The 17,118-nt window shown below is 63.8% G+C and carries 14 protein-coding genes; 2 read left to right on the top strand and 12 right to left on the bottom strand.

The genetic code is table 11. The features are described 5' to 3' along the window. The first annotated feature begins 2 nt into the window (after positions 1–2). The gene (gene ugpC, locus IG197_RS21940) at positions 3–1,142 is read left to right on the top strand and encodes a sn-glycerol-3-phosphate ABC transporter ATP-binding protein UgpC (RefSeq protein WP_192314990.1); all 1,140 of its coding nucleotides are present in this window, start codon (positions 3–5) and stop codon (positions 1,140–1,142) included. Positions 1,143–1,323: 181 nt separating this feature from the next. Here ugpC and IG197_RS21935 read toward each other — a convergent pair whose 3' ends face one another. The 4 genes from IG197_RS21935 to IG197_RS21920 all read right to left on the bottom strand — a co-directional run bounded on the left by IG197_RS21935 (position 1,324) and on the right by IG197_RS21920 (position 8,357). Next, the gene (locus IG197_RS21935; protein WP_192314988.1) at positions 1,324–2,250 is read right to left on the bottom strand and encodes a LysR family transcriptional regulator; all 927 of its coding nucleotides are present in this window, start codon (positions 2,248–2,250) and stop codon (positions 1,324–1,326) included. Between the two features lie 282 nt (positions 2,251–2,532). After that, positions 2,533–4,149, bottom strand: a complete 1,617-nt coding sequence (locus tag IG197_RS21930) for a pilus assembly protein (protein ID WP_192314986.1) — start codon at positions 4,147–4,149, stop codon at positions 2,533–2,535. A 97-nt stretch (positions 4,150–4,246) separates the two neighbouring features. Continuing rightward, a complete protein-coding gene (locus tag IG197_RS21925) occupies positions 4,247–5,869 on the bottom strand; it encodes a penicillin-binding protein 2 (RefSeq protein ID WP_192314985.1) in 1,623 nt (540 codons plus the stop codon). Between the two features lie 49 nt (positions 5,870–5,918). Continuing rightward, entirely contained in the window at positions 5,919–8,357 is a 2,439-nt protein-coding gene (locus IG197_RS21920) for a penicillin-binding protein 1A (protein WP_192314984.1), read from the bottom strand. A gap of 205 nt (positions 8,358–8,562) precedes the next feature. Between IG197_RS21920 and IG197_RS21915 the strand changes: the two genes are divergently transcribed. Then, on the top strand, positions 8,563–9,444 hold the full coding sequence (locus IG197_RS21915) for a LysR family transcriptional regulator (RefSeq protein ID WP_067958837.1): 882 nt from the start codon (positions 8,563–8,565) through the stop codon (positions 9,442–9,444). Positions 9,445–9,537: 93 nt separating this feature from the next. Here the strand turns inward: IG197_RS21915 and IG197_RS21910 are convergent, their stop codons facing one another. From IG197_RS21910 to IG197_RS21875, 8 genes are all read right to left on the bottom strand, one after another. Further along, complete coding sequence (locus IG197_RS21910; protein WP_192314982.1) at positions 9,538–10,617, bottom strand: NAD/NADP-dependent octopine/nopaline dehydrogenase family protein; 1,080 nt, start codon at positions 10,615–10,617, stop codon at positions 9,538–9,540. A gap of 70 nt (positions 10,618–10,687) precedes the next feature. After that, on the bottom strand, positions 10,688–11,302 hold the full coding sequence (locus IG197_RS21905; protein ID WP_067958831.1) for a helix-turn-helix domain-containing protein: 615 nt from the start codon (positions 11,300–11,302) through the stop codon (positions 10,688–10,690). Between the two features lie 30 nt (positions 11,303–11,332). Further along, positions 11,333–11,908: a peroxidase-related enzyme gene (locus tag IG197_RS21900; protein WP_067958829.1), complete on the bottom strand. Its 576-nt coding sequence runs from the start codon at positions 11,906–11,908 to the stop codon at positions 11,333–11,335. After that, positions 11,905–12,405 (bottom strand): CMD domain-containing protein, encoded by a 501-nt coding sequence (locus IG197_RS21895; protein ID WP_067958823.1) that lies wholly within the window; start codon positions 12,403–12,405, stop codon positions 11,905–11,907. Before IG197_RS21895 ends, IG197_RS21900 begins: the two co-directional genes overlap by 4 nt. A gap of 10 nt (positions 12,406–12,415) precedes the next feature. Further along, complete coding sequence (locus tag IG197_RS21890) at positions 12,416–13,915, bottom strand: NAD(P)-binding domain-containing protein (protein WP_192314981.1); 1,500 nt, start codon at positions 13,913–13,915, stop codon at positions 12,416–12,418. Between the two features lie 110 nt (positions 13,916–14,025). Then, positions 14,026–15,111 (bottom strand): ABC transporter ATP-binding protein, encoded by a 1,086-nt coding sequence (locus IG197_RS21885; RefSeq protein ID WP_067958817.1) that lies wholly within the window; start codon positions 15,109–15,111, stop codon positions 14,026–14,028. Then, positions 15,111–15,905, bottom strand: coding sequence for an ABC transporter permease (locus IG197_RS21880; RefSeq protein WP_067958813.1), 795 nt, complete (start codon positions 15,903–15,905; stop codon positions 15,111–15,113). The genes IG197_RS21885 and IG197_RS21880 overlap by 1 nt, the downstream gene beginning before the upstream one ends. Beyond that, positions 15,905–16,894: an ABC transporter permease gene (locus tag IG197_RS21875; RefSeq protein WP_192314980.1), complete on the bottom strand. Its 990-nt coding sequence runs from the start codon at positions 16,892–16,894 to the stop codon at positions 15,905–15,907. The genes IG197_RS21880 and IG197_RS21875 overlap by 1 nt, the downstream gene beginning before the upstream one ends. Positions 16,895–17,118 lie beyond the last annotated feature (224 nt).

Below are 17,118 nucleotides of genomic sequence, written 5' to 3'. Positions count from 1 at the left end.
CCATGGCCCAGATCGCCATTCGCGGCGTGCGCAAGACCTACGGCAAGAACGAGGTCGTGCACGGCATCGACCTAGACATCTCCAGCGGAGAGCTGGTCGTCATCCTCGGCCCGTCCGGTTGCGGCAAGTCCACGCTGCTGCGTATGGTCGCCGGACTTGAAGCGATCTCCGACGGGGAAATCTCGATCGCGGGCAAGATCGTCAACAAGCTCGAGCCGCGCGAACGCGGCTGCGCCATGGTGTTCCAGAACTACGCGCTCTATCCCCACATGACGGTCGCTGACAACATCGGCTACGCGCTCAAGATCGCCGGTATCTCGAAGGCCGACCGCCGCGAGCGTGTGAAGGCGGTGGCGACATCGCTCGGCCTTGGCGAGTTCCTTGACCGCAAGCCGGGCCAGCTGTCCGGTGGCCAGCGCCAGCGCGTGGCCATGGGCCGGGCGATGATCCGCGAACCCAAGGTGTTCCTCTACGACGAACCGCTGTCGAACCTTGACGCGCGGCTGCGCGTGGCGATGCGCGTCGAGATCCGCAAGCTGCACCAGCGCCTGGGCGCAACCACCCTGTTCGTCACCCACGACCAGATCGAGGCGATGACCTTGGCCGACCGCATCGTTGTCATGAACAAGGGCGTCATCGAGCAGGTCGGCGCGCCTGTGGAAATCTACCAGCGCCCGGCGACAACCTATGTCGCCGGCTTCATCGGCACGCCCGGTCTCAACCTGCTGCCCGGCACCATCGATCCGGCCAAGGGTATCATCACGCTCGAGGACGGGCAGGAACTGGCCTATGACCGTGGCCGCTGGCCCGCGGCGGTTCCTGGGCCGATCACCGCCGGCTTCCGCGCCGAGGCAGTGGAACTCGGCTCGGGCGGACTGTCGGGAACCTACGAATTCTCGGAAGAACTCGGCGCCGCCCAACTGGTCCACGGTACGGTGGCGAAGTCGATCGTCATCGCCCACATCGTCGGCAGCAGCCGGCGCAAGGCGGGAGAGCCGCTGTCGTTCCGGGTCGTGCCGCAGCATCTCCAGCTGTTCGACCAGCGCAGCGGCCGCCGGTTGAGCGGCGAAAAGAGCCCTGAAGTTTCGCTGGACGCCGCGTCCGACATCGTTGCCGAGCGACCGATGCTGATGCCCGCCTGACAGGTGAGAACGACGAAGCCATTGAGCCCAAGCCATTGGCTTGACTTGTGCCTCTGTGAGGCCGGCCCCGGCCCCCTCTCGCCAGGCCCTTTTTGCTTGGACTTACGGATGCGCGTATCCAACTTCCGCTACCGGTTCCTCACTTTGAGACGGCATGCGGCCGGCGAAGCAGACCTTCCTGCTAGCCCGTCATCTGCTGGATGATCCATTTCCTGAAGGCGATCACGCCTGGGCTTCGCCTTTGTGCCGGCGACGTCACCAGGTGGTACTGCAGGTCCGACGGGATGATCTCGTCGAAGCATTTGACCAGCCGCCCCGCGGCGAGGTCGTCGGCGACAAGCGAGGACCGTACCAACGCCAGCCCAGCATCCTGCCGGCACGCCGCGATCATGTCGGAGAATGTCGGGAAGCTCGGCCCGGCCTGAAAATCGAACGGTCCCTCCACGCCGTCGACAGCAGGAAACTGCCCCTTCCCGTCGTAGATCTGCCCATGCCAGCGCTCCCAATCCAGCACCGTGTGCCGGGCGCCTTCATAGCGCAGCAAGGGTGCCGCGCGCAGTGCCTGGCGACTGGGCAGAGCCCTGGCAACGGCCGGTGACGAGACGGCGAATTCGTAGTCCTCGGTAAGGCGGAAGGCTTCGGTGCCCGGCAGTGTCCCCGCCAGCCAGATCGCAACGCCGATTTTGTCGATGTCGAAGCGGGCGCGCCGGTATTCGATGGTCACGCTGACGTCGATCTCTGGGTGGGCGACGCAGAAGCCGCCGAGCCGCGGCTGCAACCACTGGCTGGCGAATTCCGGTGTCGTCGAGATGCTGAGCTGTTCGCTCCGGAGGCTCGGGCGCGCCCTCTCCAGCACCGCCTCCAGCGCCGACAGCGCCGCGACGATATCAGGTATCGCCTTGTCGGCCAGGACTGTCAGCTCGACACCCTTCCTGCTGCGCACGAACAGCGGCGTGCCCAGCCAGGCTTCGAGCTGCGCGATCTGATGGCTGATGGCCGTCTGGGTCAGCCCGAGCTCCTCGCCCGCTTTGGTGAAGCTGCGTGTGCGCGCCACCGCTGCCATGGCGCGGAGCGTCTGCAGCGGCGGCAGGCGGGAGCTCTGTTGCATGAAATTCCTTCATGCCAAGAGTGACGGTACTTCATTGTACCCGACGCATGGCGGCATGCAAATCGTGGAGAGCTATGAAACAGCTGCCGGTCGTTTCTATGAAGAAGATCTCTGATACAGTCAGGCGCGTGTTGCGGCGCTTTCGCCGCCATGGTCGCCCGTCTTCACTCCCGAGTTATCTCCAGCGCGACATCGGCCAGCCGCACAAGCCTGATCGGCCGCGCCATTGGGCCGACTTTTTCTAACGCCCGACGGCTTGTCCCATCGCATGATCGAGCAGTCTCAATGGGTGATCAGCAGCGGCGAGATCGAGTTCGCGATGGTCTGGAACGCCGCCTTCAGCTCGGCGATGTTCTTGGTTGGGAAGTAGTAGCCCGGACCCGTCGCGCAGGTGCTGTAGAGATCGCGATTGGCCGGGGTGTCGGCACCCAGCACCACCGTGTAGACGACGACATCCTGCTTCTTCAAATCGGCACAAACGGTCTTCGTCGCCTCGTTGACCTTGCTGAGCGCACCGCTACGACTGGTCGAGCCCATGCGCCCCGTGTCGAGGTAACTGTAGGCGCCGTAGTCCGACTTGTTGATGGCTTCCGAAGACGCGCCGAAGACGTTGTTTTCGCCGTCGGTGAAGACGACGACAACCTTGGTGGTATCGGGCGCCTTGAAGGCATCGCCCTCGGTGAACGGCGCGCCCGGCGAAAGCACGCGATACCCCCAGGCGAGGCCCTCGGACACGTTGGTCCCCGAACCGTACCAGAAGTTCATGTTGTCGAGCTCGCCCTTGGTCTTCTTGACCGGATCGCCGCCAATCTTGGCGAGGTCCTCGGTCAACGGGACCACAGGCGTCGCGCAGCCATAATTCGGGCCGTTGGTGTCGTTGGGAGTTTCTTTGAGAATAGAACCGTCCCGAACCGACTTCCTCGAATATTTGTCCCGGGATTTTTGCTTGACCCGGTCTGTTTCGCCCTTGCCGACCGTCTCGTTCAGATAGCTGTTGTTGTACTTGTTGCCGTTGTTGCCGGTCCTGACTGCGTCGCCCGGCTCGTCGGGCGCAAAGTAGGGTACGAACAAGGTTTCCGGAATGCTCAGGTCGGGCGGCGTATCGTCAAGCGCATAGCTGCCACTGCGGGCTTCGACGCAACCCTTCCATTCACCGGTCGGGCCGCTCTTCCAGTTATCCTTGAGCGCCTGGAACAATGCCCAATGGCCGACGCGGTTCTTGGGATCGAGATTGTCGAAATTCTTGCCGTTCCAGGATGGTTCATCGACCGGCACTTGCGTCCGCATGTCGATCCACGACTGACTGAAACCCTCCTCGCTCTTGATGTTCACGGCAGTCACGAACGGCACCAGTGCTGCCCGAATCTGGCGCTCAGGCCGGTCGGCCTTGACCTTTTGCAAGGTCCTGATGATCTCCTTGGAGCCCTCGATCAGCGCCGCCATGTTGGCCGCGCCCATCGAGCCGGTGTTGTCGAGCACCAGCGCGACTTCGAGCTTGGAATTCGATTCAAACGCATTGGCCGTGGCGGCGACGGCCGAGCTCTGTCCGAAGATGAAGGAGAAGTTCAACTTGATGTTGGAATCAGCGGTGGCGGTGGTCTTTATTTCGTTGACAGTCTGCTCAACGACGAGCTTGGCCTTGGCGTTGACCAGCGCCGGCTTGTTGGCAACGTTGGCGGCAAAGAAGGCGTCGAATGTGGCCTGGCGAGTGCCGGTCTGATCGCTCAGTCGCGACGCCGCCAGCACCGCAGAATCGAGCGCGTTCTGCAGGTCCGATCTGGCCTTCATCAGATTGGCGATATCGAGCGCGAAGCCGACGGCGGCCAACAGCACAGGCAGCAAGATCGCGAACATCATCGCGAAATTACCGCTTCTCGACAGCCAGAAGCGTTTGAGCACGACAGCCTCCCCGAAATCCCGCAGAGGCTTTTGCATACAAACAATTTAAATTGAGTTTAGCGGATTTCATACAACCGCAAGATGGCCTGCATGGCACTCAGAGGTCTCCCGCAGCGTCAATTTCCTTGCCGTCACGATAGGCCACGCCAGTCCCCAAGGACTGCGGCTGCAAACCAAGCATCGGCAGGACGCGCCGGAGGATGGCGCCGCCAAGGGGAACGGCATTCCACCCTGAAGTCCTGAAGCCGTATGTCTCGGGCAGACCCTTGGGTTCATCCAGGATCGTCAGCAAAAGGTATCTCGGCTTGTCGGCCGGAACCACGGCCATGAACGAGGTCATCACAAGGTCCTCGACGTATCGGCCGTTGACGACCTTCTCCGCCGTGCCCGTCTTGCCACCAACGAGATAGCCTGCGACGGCTCCGTTCCTGGCGGAACCGACCTCGGCGTTGTAGCGCAGCAGGTAACGCATGGCGTCCGCCGTGGCAGGCGAGACGAGCCCCGAGCCGACGACGCGGCCGGCGACCGGGGCGCCCTTGATGAAGGTCGGGGTGATCAGGCGGCCGCCATTGACCAGCGCTGCGATGCCCATGCTTGCCTGCAATGGCGTCACCGCAATGCCATGACCGAACGAGACGGTTGCCGTCGTCACATCGCTCCAGCTTCGCGGCAGGATCGGGGCGGCGCTCTCCGGCAGTTCGGTGCGCAGTCGCGACATCAGGCCGAAGCGCGTGAGGTAGGCCCGCTGCGCTTCACCGCCCAAGGTCATGGCAATCCTCGCCGTCGATATGTTTGAGGAGTAGATGAAGACCTCCGGGATGGTCAGCATGCGGTACTTGCCGCGATAATCGTGGATCATCTGCCGCCCGAACTGCAGCGGCTTGCGCGCATCGATGACCGACTTCAGCGTGAACTGTCCGGAATCGAGCGCCATCGCAGTTGTCAGCGCCTTGAATGTCGAGCCCATTTCGAACGCGCCGGCACTGATGCGGTTGAGCCGCTCGGGCTTCAGCGCATCGATGGGCACGTTGGGGTCGAAATCGGGAAACGAGGCCAGCGCCAGCACCTCGCCATTGTCGACGTCGAGCAGCAGGCCGGCACCTGCCTTGGCCTTGAAGCGTGCCATCGCCTTGAGGGTTTCGTCGGCAAGGGCGTGCTGGACGCGGACATCGATCGTCAGAGCTACCGGCTCCAGCTGCCTGGCATCGCCGGCCATGCCGGCGAGATTGAGCTCCTGCAGACCCTGACCGTCGATCCACTTCTCGATACCCGAGATGCCTATGTTGTCGAGATCGACTGCGCCGAGCACATGAGCGGCCAACGGACCGTTGGGATAGATGCGACGCTTCTCCGGGCGGAGCCCGATGGCCGGAAGCCCGGCGTTCCACAGAGCCTGTTTCTGCGCCGGCGTTACCTGACGCTTGAGCCAGGCGAAGGCGGCATCGCTTTTCAGCCGCTGATGCAACTGGCGCGCATCGAGGTCTGGAAAGATGGCCACCAGTTTTTCGACTGTCTCGTCGACATCGGGCACGTAGCGCGGCTCGGCATAGACAGACGCGCTCGGCAGGTCGGTTGCCAAAAGCACGCCATTGCGGTCCAGGATCTGCGGCCTGGCATTGGCCACCCCCCTGAAGGCATAGGCCGGTCGCTCGTTGCCGGCCAGGCCGAGCTGCACCAGTCGTCCGCCGATGGCTGCGAACAAGAGGGCAAACGCCGCCATGACAAGCCGGATGCGGCCTCCGGCATTTCTCGCGCCACGCCTCTGCATCTCAGTAGAGCCCGCCGGTACTGTTGAGGAGCCTGTCGCGCAGCGCGGGCGAAATGCCGCCAATGGCAGGAACCGTCGTCGTGACGATGTCAGACGCTTCAAAACCGTCGATGACAGGGCAGTCGCCGATGCAGGGCGAGGTGCCAGGCTTGAAGGCTTCACGAATCGAGTCCGGAGTGCCGGCAGCGACGCGCCTTCCCGTACGTCGGTCGACGCTTTCGAATGTCATCCCTTCGGGCACAGGAAACTCGGCAGCCAGCTTGCCCTCGAGGGCAACCTTCATGAAGTCGATGAAGACGGGTGCCGCCAGCCCACCGCCGGATTCGCCATATCCCATCGGCTTCGGCGTGTCGTAGCCCAGGAACACGCCGGTGACGACGTTGGGCGTGAAGCCGACGAACCAGACGTCCTTCTCGTCATTGGTGGTTCCGGTCTTGCCCGCGACCGGCACGCCGAGCGCCGATACGCTGGTTGCGGTGCCACGCTCGACAACGCCACGCATCATCGAGGTGATCTGGTAGGCAGTCATCGGGTCGAGCACGTGTTCGCTGACGTCACGCAGTTCAGGTTCCGGCTGGTCCTGCCATGCCTCGACATTGCAGGCGTCGCAGTCCCGGCCGTCGTGGCGGAAGATGGTCTTGCCGCGACGGTCCTGGACACGGTCGATCATCGACGGCTGCACCGATTTGCCGCCGTTGGCGATGACAGCATAGGCCGAAACCAGGCGCATCAGCGTGGTCTCGCCAGCACCGAGCGACATCGGCAGGTAGGGCTTGAGCTTGTCATAGATGCCGAAGCTCTGGCCGTATTGCGCCACCACATCCATGCCGACATGGCGCGCGAGACGCACCGTCATCAGGTTGCGGCTTCGTTCGAGCCCGGTGCGCAAGGTCGAGGGACCGCTGAAGCGGCCGTCATAGTTCTTCGGTCTCCAGACCCGCCCCGCACCATCGGGAAGTGCGATCGGCTGGTCCATCACCAGTGCTGCCGGCGTGTAGCCGATGTCGAGGGCCGCGGCATAGACGAAGGGCTTGAACGCCGATCCCGGCTGCCGATAGGCCTGCGTGGCGCGGTTGAACTCCGACTGGGCAAAGGAGAACCCGCCGACGCTCGCCAGCACCCGGCCGGTGTGCGGATCCATCGAGACGAGCGCGCCCTGCACTTCCGGCACCTGCCGCAGTACATAGCCGTCGTGCTGCTTCTCAACATAAACGACATCCCCGGCCGCAAGCGCGCCTGCCGATGTCTTGCCCGCCTTTGGGCGCCTCAGTGCCCAGCGCATCGACTGGGTGCTGATGTGGGCGATTTCTTGAGCCTGCCGGCTGCCTGAAGCCTGGCGAAGGCCAATCCTGATGCCCTCGTCGGCCGCGCCGAGCACAACCGCCAGGCGCCATTCCGGCACGTCGGCCAGTGGCACGATGCCATCAAGTGCTTGTTGCCAATCGCCATCGGTCGCGATGCGGGTCACCGGTCCGCGAAAACCCCTGCCCTGATCATAGTTGACGAGCCCCCGCCGCAGCGCTCTGACCGCTGCTGCCTGCAGCTTGGGATCGAGCGTCGTGCGCACGGCGAGGCCGGCGGTGTAGAGCGCAGCGTCGCCATATTGCTCCGCGATCTGTCTGCGCACCGCCTCGGTGAAGTAACTGGCATCAGCAACCAGCAGGTTCGGTGCGCGCGTCTTCGTACCGAGCGGCAAGGCCGCCGCAGCGCGCGCTTCATTCCGGTCGACAAATCCGTTGCGCAGCATCTGGCCGATCACCCAGTTGCGTCGTTCGACGGCTCGCCCGGCGTTGAGATAGGGATTGTAGTTGTTCGGTCCCTTGGGCAGCGCGGCAAGATATGCCGCCTCCGCAACCGAAAGATCGCCAACCGGCTTGTCGAAATAGGTCAGTGCCGCCTCGGCGATGCCATAGGCGCCGAGCCCGAAATAGACGTCGTTGAAATAGAGCTCGAGGATCTCGTCCTTGGAAAAGGCGCGTTCGATGCGAACGGACAGTACCGCCTCGCGGACCTTGCGTTCCAGCGTGCGGTCCGAGGAGAGCAAGAGATTCTTGGCGATCTGCTGGGTGATCGTCGATCCGCCGATCATGCGCTGACCAGAACCGAAGTTGGCCATGTTGGCCCAGACCGCGTTGACGAGCCCGGCAATGTCGATGCCGGAATGGCTGTAGAAGCCCTTGTCTTCCGCCGACAGGAACGCCTGCCGGACACGATCGGGCACGGCGGCGATCGGCAGGAAAAGCCGCCGCTCGCGCGCATATTCCGCAAGCAATGCGCCATCATAGGCATAGACCCGGGTCATGACAGCCGGCTCCCAATCCGCCAGTTCGCGGTAGTCGGGCAGATCCCTGGTGATGTCGGCGACCAGCAAAGCCAGGCTGCAGGCGGCCGCAAGCCCGGTGAGGACGAGGAATGAGAACAGATGGCTGATGAATTTCATGATGGGCAGCTTGTCAGTTGGAAGCAGGCCCCAGGAAAATGGGCGAACGACTACAGCTCACAGGCTCCACCCCAGCCCGCGAACAGGTCATAACCTGCAGGTCTTGTTCGATAACGGCCGCAAACTGGCAAAATCCCGTGACCTCGACAAACACTCAATATTTTGGTTACCCATGAGAAAAATATGGGCATAGGATCAAAACCACGTGGAAACGTCGCAATTGCCGCTGAACGCGCTGCGAGCCTTCGAGGCTTCGGCGCGCCATTGCAGCTTCACCCGGGCCGGCATGGAGCTGTTCGTGTCGCAGACCGCAGTCAGCCATCACGTGAAGTCGCTCGAGGACCTGCTCGGGGTGAAACTGTTCCGTCGGCTGCCGAGGGGACTGGCGCTGACCGACGAGGGCGCGGCCCTGGCGCCTGTGCTGACGGACGCCTTCCGGCGCGTCACCGCGACGATGAGCCGGTTCGAGGAGGGGCACTTCCACGAAGTGGTGACTGTCGGCGTGGTCGCGACCTTCGCCGTCGGCTGGCTGATGGAACGACTGCCGGCGTTCCACCAGGCGCACCCCTATCTCGACCTCAGGATCATGACCAACAACAACCGTGTCGACCTCGCCGGCGACGGTCTCGACCTGGCGATCCGCTTTGGCGACGGCTCATGGCGTGGAACCGAGGCGATGCAGCTGATTGCCTCGCCATTGTCGCCGGTCTGCTCGCCCGTGATGGCGGCGCGGCTGACACAGCCGGCGGACCTCGCGCGCGTCGAGCTGTTGCGCTCCTATCGCGCCGACGAATGGACGCGCTGGTTCGAGGCGGCAGGTGCGCCGCAGCCGGTGTTGCGCGGTATGATGTTCGATTCGTCGCTGGCCCTTGCCGAGGCTGCAGCCCGCGGCGTCGGCGTAGCCCTGGTGCCGATCAACATGTTCGAGCGCAATCTCGACGACGGCCGCCTCGTCCAGCCGTTCGAGACAACGGTTTCAACCGGCGACTACTGGCTCACCCGGTTGAAATCCCACCCGGTGACAGCTGGAATGCAGGCCTTCGAGAACTGGTTGCTGCAGCAGTTCGGCGCTCCGGGCGCAGCCTGACCCTTACCCCGAGGCAGCGGCCAGCTGCCGCCGGAGCGACAAGAAAGCGGCGCAGCGACCCGCCAGGAGCGCCGCGCCTGCGGTACCCAGACCTTAAGCTACCGCATATCCGTCACGGCAAAGGCCGTTGAGCTCGGCCAGCGACATGGCGTCGAGGTCGAGCGCGGTCAGCAGGTCGTTCTCGGCAGTAAAGTCGCGGCCATACATGGCCGAGAAGATGCGCACGCCGGCTTCGTGCAGCTCGGCGGGGTAGCCTGCCAGACGGCCGATCTTGGCGGTCATGACCAAGCCGAAAGGCACGTCTTCGGTAACATAGCGGCTGTCGGCAGTGGTCGGGCCCTGGCCGCCATTGCCGGCCTCGTGCATCTCCTGGTTCATCTCAGAGATCGAGCTCATCGGCACGTGGAAAGACAGGTGGAAGTGCTGGAAGATGTTGCGCACTTCGAGGCCGAGCTTGGTGGCAATGGCGATGCGTTCCTCGTCGAGCTGCTCGAGGAGACGGCCGACATTCGGCGTCACGTTCTGGCCCTGGCTCCAGGTTTCACCGCGCTCCATGCGCGTCATGTTGCCGAGCGCGATGCCCATGTGGTTCTGCGGGTTGAGGTTGGACAGCGCGATCGCCATCAGGCTGCCGCGGTCGACGAAGCGGTCGCCGAACAGCGTCTGGCAGACGGCAAGGCCGTCGGCGCTGCGCGATGCCGGAACGGTGGCGAGATCGACCTTCTTGCGCACGGTGTTGACGTTGACCAGCGTCGGGCTGAGCTGGCGACCGGATACGACAGTCGTGCCCCAGCCTACAACAGGCGCGACGACACCGCGCGCAGCCAGCAGGCGCGACAGATAAAGCGCGCCGAAGGATGCGTGCGAGCTGATGATGACGGTCTGGTCGGCCCTGACGTAAGGCGCGATGGCGTCGAGAACGACCTTGTGGCCATAGGCCGGCAGCGCGATTACGATCGCTTCGGCGCCGGCGACGAGCGCTTCGGCGCTCGGAGCAGCAGCCGGATGGAAGGTGCCTTCGACGGCGCCCTGGGCAACCAGAGCTTCGCCCTTGGCCAGCGCCTTGGTGCGCTCGCCCGACGGCGACCACAGCGTTGCCTTGTGGCCCTGCTGTTCCAGAAACACCGCCGTGCCAAAGGCGATCGAACCCGCGCCGACAATACCTACCTTCATTTTCAACATTCCCTTTTGGATCAAATTCATTTCAGCCCCGGCGCTCCCATTGCGGGCGCACCGGGGTCGTTCATTTCGGGCGAATCAACGCCCGGGTCGTGCTGCTGCCGACCTCCCCCGATGCCACCACCAGGAAAGCCCGTGCACCGGCCGGGCCAACACTGGTCAGCGAGTGTGCGACGTCGGCCGCATAGCGCGCCGTCTCGCCGGCGCGGACGATCATCTCGTTGCCGGCGCTGCGCACCACGATCTCGCCTTCGGTGCAGTGCAGATGCTCGATCGTGCCTGTGCCGTGGGGATCGCTGATCAGCTTGCCCTTGAGCTCGAAGCTCAACAGATACCATTCGATCAGCGGCACCATGCCGGCCGGCGACAGGATCTGCAGCGTGCAGCTGCCGTCGGCGCTGCGGATGGTCGGCGTCAAGTTCTCCGGCTGCAGGTCGATGCGGTCGCCACGCTCCTCGCTGGCGCCGCTGATCAGGCTGTTGAGGTCGATGTTGAGCGCGCGGGTGAGATGCCACAGCGTGCCATAGGTCGGGTTGGCGTTGCCGCGCTCGATCTCCGACAGCATCGAGCGCGAGACGCCCGATCTGGTCGCGAGGTCGGCAAGCGTCAGGTTCTGCTGCTTGCGATATGCCTGCAGGCGCGGCCCGATTTCCGGCGGATTGACCGAATGTATGTTCATTCCGATTCTCCATTCCGACGCCACGGGCAACTATTCGGCGAGCGGTTCTCCAAGCGTGTGCATCAGCCGGTTGGCCCAGCCGAACAGCGACGACGACAGGATCAGGTCGAGGATCTCGTCCTTGCCGAGACCGGCGTCGACAAGCGCCTGCATGTCGGACGCATCGGCGTCCGAGGGGCATTTCGACAGCTTGACCGAAAAGTCGAGGATCGCCTTCAGCCGCGGCGAAATTACCGCTTCGACACCGTCGGCGAAGATCGCCGCAATGACGGTCTCGTCCTTGGCCAGCTGGTTGTAGCGGCTGGCATGCACCGCCGCACAGTAGATGCAGCGGTTGACGATCGACGCGCCGACGGCGCCGATCTCGCGCTCGGCGCGCGACAGGCCGCCCTTGTTGTACATCACCCCGTTGAACAGCGGCGAGCGGTGAGTCAGCGTCTCGACGTCATGGGCCAGCACCAGCACGTAGTCCGACACCTTGGTGTTGGACGGCGTGATCTTCAGCGCCTCGAGCTGTGCCGGAGTGGCATCCGCGAGATCGAGCGGCTTGACGTATGGCTTCCACTCGGGGACCGCGGTGGTGAATTCGTGAACGACCTTGCTCATGCCAGTCCCCGCATCAGCCGCAGCCCGGCGGCAACCCTGATCTGATAGCTGACGAAAGCGACGAGCTCGGACAGGCGCACGATGTCGGCGTCGGTTAGCCCGGCTTCCTGCAGCAGTTCGATATCGCGGCGCGTCGCATCCTTGGGCGCATGTGCCACGAGATCGACATGGCGGATCAGGGCCTTGAGCCTGATGTCGCCGCCGCCGTCGAACCAGATGTCGGCAATGCGCGCGGTGTCGCCTGAGGCGCCCGAGCTGTCGAGCAGGGTTTCGAAATGCGCCTCGAAATCGCCGGCGTCGTTGATCTTGGCGATGCGGCAGGCCAGGGCTGCGCGCTCGGCATGGGTGAGACCGCCGGGTTCAGCGGGCGTCAGCGCCGCATCATGCGTCTGCTGGGTCAGCGCCATGATGTCGGCGCGGCCGGCGACGACCGCCGCCAGTTCGCTGCCCGGCGCTATGCCGACGATCGCGGCGATCACGTCTATGGTGTCAGTCATGCCGTTCCTCTTATGCCTGCTTGCGGGCCGCTGCCGGCGCTTCGTCCGGCAAGGGCGATGCCGTCCACTCGTCACCGCGCAGTTCGGGCGTGTCGTAGTCGAGCAGGCGCTGCCAGTACTGGCCGAAATTCTCGCTGTAGAGCTTTGCGGCGATCTCGCGCGCCAGCCACGCCGCACCTTCGCTGATGCCCGGTATGTCGCCGCTCATCTTGCCAAGGCTGGCGGCCGCCCCGGAGTTGAAGCTGTGGATGTTGGCCAGCCACGGTGCCTGTCCCGGCTCGCGTTCGAGAAAGGTGAAGTCGTTGGCAAGATAGGGGTAGTTGCCAAGCTCGGTGTTTTCCTGGCCTTCAGGTGGCGTGAAGCGGTCCTGCCACAGCAGGATCTTGTCGGCGTAACCGTCGAGCTCCTTGCGCGCCAGCGGATCGACGCCGAAGCCAGTGCCGAGGATCAGGAAGTCGCCGCGGACCGCCTTGCCCTGCGAGGTCGAGATGACGATCTCGTCGCCGTCGAGCTCGGCCTTCTCGACCGCCGCATCGAAATGGAACCAGGCGTTGGGATGCCGGCTGACACGCATCGTCGAGCCACGCGGCGCTGGCGTCTGGGTGCGCAGCGAATAGTTCATGATCTGCCAGCGCCGGGCATCGCCGAGCTGCGGGAAGGCAGCGGTGAAGCCGAACGAGCCGATGCCCATCAGCTTGTTGATACAGGGCATCTGCTTGCGGCGGATGAGATGGCGGACTTCCGCCGCTCCTGCCTCCAGCGCCTCAGCGGCATTGTCGACGGCAGATGCGCCGACGCCGACAACGACCACGCGCTTGCCGCGCAGGGCAGCGAAGTCGATTGCATCGGAGGAATGCGCCCAATAGTTTCGCGGCAAGCCGTCGACAAAACCCGGAATGCTTGGATGGCCCATGCCGTCACGGCCGGTCGCCATCACCACCTTGCGGGTCAGCACCGATTTTTCCCGAGCGCCCTCGCCCGACAGCGTCAGCCGCATCAATTCGCCTTCCGGCACGATCGTCTTGACCTCGACGCCGTTCTCGACCGGCAGGTCGAGCACCTTGCGGTACCAGCGCAGATACTCCATCCACATCGGCCGGGGGATCTTGTCGAGTTCAGCCCAGGTATCGTTGCCGAACTGGGCGACATACCATGCACGAAAGGTCAGCGACGCCATGCCATAGGCCGGGCCGGTCAACTGCTTGGGCGAGCGCAGCGTCTCCATCCGGGCATAAGTCAGCCACGGCCCCTCAAAGCCCGTCGGGCTGCGGTCGAAGATGCGGATGTTCTGGATGCCGGCACCGAAGAGGGCGAAACTCGCGACCAGGCCGCACATGCCGCCGCCAATGACGACGACGTCATGGACCTTTTCTTCCCCCTCGGCTGATGTCGGCACCACCCAGTTCGACGGCGGGTAGCACAGGCAGGCCAGCTCGTCGCGAACACGCTGTTCGAGCTCGGCGAGGCCGGCGGCGGCCGCTTGCAACGGCGCTTGTACGTCAAACGCCATAGGTCGCCCCTGGTGTCCGGTCGAATTCGTCATGTCGCATGTCCTGCCCTGCCTGCTGTCGGCCCGCACCGGTTCTCGACGCGGGCCGCCCTTGTCGCCTATTTGTCGTCTCAGTTGTGCGCGTGGCGGTCGGGGATGACCGTCGTCGTCTCTGGCTTCCAGCCGACCCAGATTTCCTCGCCATTGAGCTGGCTGACGTCGGCGGGATGGACCAGCGCATTGAGCATGGTCCCGTCGCCGACCTCGACCGAAAGCGAGGTGTGGTTGCCCTTGAACACGCGCTGGCGGATCTTGCCCTTGATGCGGTTGCCACTCTCCGGCTCGGCGGCCGAGCAGTGGATCGCCTCGGGACGCAGCACGACATAGAGGTGGTCACCGGCCTTTGGCGTAAGCCCGCCCTGTGCTGCCTTGATGGTGACGCCGTTCCAGTTCAGCGCTGCCTGGTCACCTTCGGTGCCGACGACTGTGCTGCGCAAAAGATTGGTCTCGCCGATGAAGTTGGCGACGAACACAGAGCCTGGACGGCCATAAAGCGTGTTCGGGTCACCCATCTGCTCGATGCGGCCCTTGTTCATGACCACGATCGTGTCGGACATGGTCAGCGCCTCTTCCTGGTCGTGGGTCACGAACATGAAGGTCTTGCCGGTCTTTTCCTGGATCGACTTGAGCTCGATCTGCATCTGCTGGCGCAGCTTGGCGTCGAGCGCCGACAGCGGCTCGTCGAGCAGCAGCACCTCCGGATCGGGAGCCAAGGCGCGCATCAGCGCGACGCGCTGGCGCTGGCCGCCCGACAGCTCCGACGGCAACCGCTTGGCATAATCCTGCAGCTGGACAAGCTCGAGCAGCTCCGAGACGCGGCGGTGGATGTGCTGGTTGTCAAACCCCTTGAGCTCGAGGCCGAAGGCAATGTTCTTGGCAATGCTCATATGCGGAAACAACGCGTAGTCCTGAAACACGATGTTGACGTTGCGCTTGTTGGGCGGCACGCGCGTCACGTCCTTGCCGCCGAGCAGGATGCGGCCGGAGTTCGGCGTCTCGAAGCCGCCGAGCATGCGCAGCGAAGTCGACTTGCCGCAGCCGGACGGGCCGAGCAGCGTGACGAACTTGCCCGCCTCGATGCTGAGGTTCAGGTTCTCGACGGCAACATGCTTGCCGTAGCTCTTGGTGACATTGTCGAACTGGACGACGGGTTGCATCAGCGGGTCCTCGCGCGGCGGGTCATGTATTCGGCGTAAAGTCCGACGGCGGCGGTAACCACCAGGACGAGTGTCGCCATTGCGTTGATTTCAGGAGACATGCCGCCCTGCACCTTGGCGAAGATCAGCATGGGAAGGGTCGGACGATAGCCTCCCAGGAAGAAGGTGCGCACGAAGTCGTCGATCGACAGAAGCACGCAGAAGATCATGCCGCCGACAAGCGCCGGCCCGAGATAGGGCAGCGTGACGCGGAAGAAGGCAACGATGCTGTCGGCACCGAGGTCACGCGCGGCATCGACGAGATTGCCCGGCATCGAGCGCAGGCGGGTCAGCGCCATCACCACCACGAAGGGCACTGCATGCACCGTGTGGCCGAGGATGATGGCCGCGGTTCCCGTCGGCATGTCGATTGTCGAGATGAAGATGCGCAGCGAGATGGCCGAGATCATGCCTGGCACGACAGCCGGAAGGCAGGCGAGCGCGAAGATGATGACCTGACCCTTGATGCCTTCGGCGACGATCAGCATGGCGATCCAGGTACCGAGCGTGGTTGCGGCGAGCGTCGAGGCGGCGGCAATCATCACCGAGTACAGGCAGGCTTCCAGGAACTGCTTGTCCTGCATCACCTTGGCATACCAGTCGAGGGTCCAATCGCCGATCGGGAAGGCGACGAAGTTGGCGTCCTTGAAGCTCATCGCCATCATCAGCGTGAGCGGCAGGAGCAGGTAAAGCAGGAAGGCCCAGTAAATCGCCGTCAGCGACGTGCGCGGAGCGTCTGCAAACATGTTGCGCATCAGAATGCACTCCTTTTCTTGCCGCCGACGAGGCGCATGAAGATGCCTGCGGTGACCAAGGCGGTGACCAGCATGATCAGAGCAAAGGCGGCGCCGACCGGCCACTTGTCGCTGGCGCCGTGGAAAAATCCGCTGATGGTTTCAGGAAACAGCACTGTGTTGGGTCCGCCGAGCAGCATCGGGGTCGCGAAGACGCCGATGCAGGTCAGGAACACCAGCGAGCAGCCCGAGACGATGCCGTCCTTGGACAGCGGCAGGATGATCCGGCGGAAGCGGGTGAACGGACCGGCGCCCAGATCGGCAGCCGCATCCAGATATTGTCCGGGGATCTTCTCTATCGCCGAGTAGAGCGGCAAAAGCATGTAGAGGCAGATCAGGTAAACCAGGCCGAAGCCGAGCGAGAACGAGGTGTAGAGCATCGGGATCGGCCGGTCGATCAGGCCGATCTCGCGCAAGAGCACGTTGACCGCGCCGCGGTTGGCAAGAAGCATGATCACCGAGAAGGTGCGGATCAACTCACCGGCCCAGAACGGCACCAGCAGCAACAGCAGCGCCTTGGAACGGCCCTCCGGCTTGACGACCTTGGCGACGTAATAGGCCACCGGGTAGACCACAACCAGCGTCACCGCCGTCGCTGCCGTGGCGAAGATGAAGCTCTTGATCAGCGGCGTGAAGTAGAGCGATTCCTTGAAGAAGATCGCGTAGTTGTCCAGGGTGAAGTGCGATTCCACACCCGGCAGCACCGGGTAGTGGGACATCAGGCTGATCTTCAGCATCTGATAGATCGGCCCGACATGCAGCATGATCAGCCAGACCAGCGGCACCCCGGCCAGAAGGATGATCCGGCCGATCCGGGACTCGACCGCGGCCCCCAGCGTATGCCGGTAGAGCGCGGAATTGACCACCTTGGCGATGCCGGTCGAATATTTGGGCACCGGCGCGTCGCCGCGCCCTGCCTCATAGCCGGCTGTCGTGTTGCTACTCACCATCAAACAATCTCGGTTGGCGCAGCCCAACTTGTACCGCCAGGCACTGCCGGCAGGTCAGTCATCGCGCGTTGTGGGACTACAGCGCCTCGCTCAGAACGCTGTAACTCTCTGAACCGGTGCATGAGCCCACTCCAAAATCGTGCCCGATTTTCGAGGGTCATGCACATGACAGGCCGGCAGCCTGTCCCGGAGATCGTCGCAGCGCTCCGGGACAGGCGATGGGC

This window comes from Aminobacter sp. SR38 (genome assembly GCF_014843375.1).
In the GTDB taxonomy this organism is placed as follows: domain Bacteria; phylum Pseudomonadota; class Alphaproteobacteria; order Rhizobiales; family Rhizobiaceae; genus Aminobacter; species Aminobacter ciceronei.
Note: the sequence above shows the minus strand (reverse complement) of the source record. Positions and strands in the feature narration are given on the sequence as shown.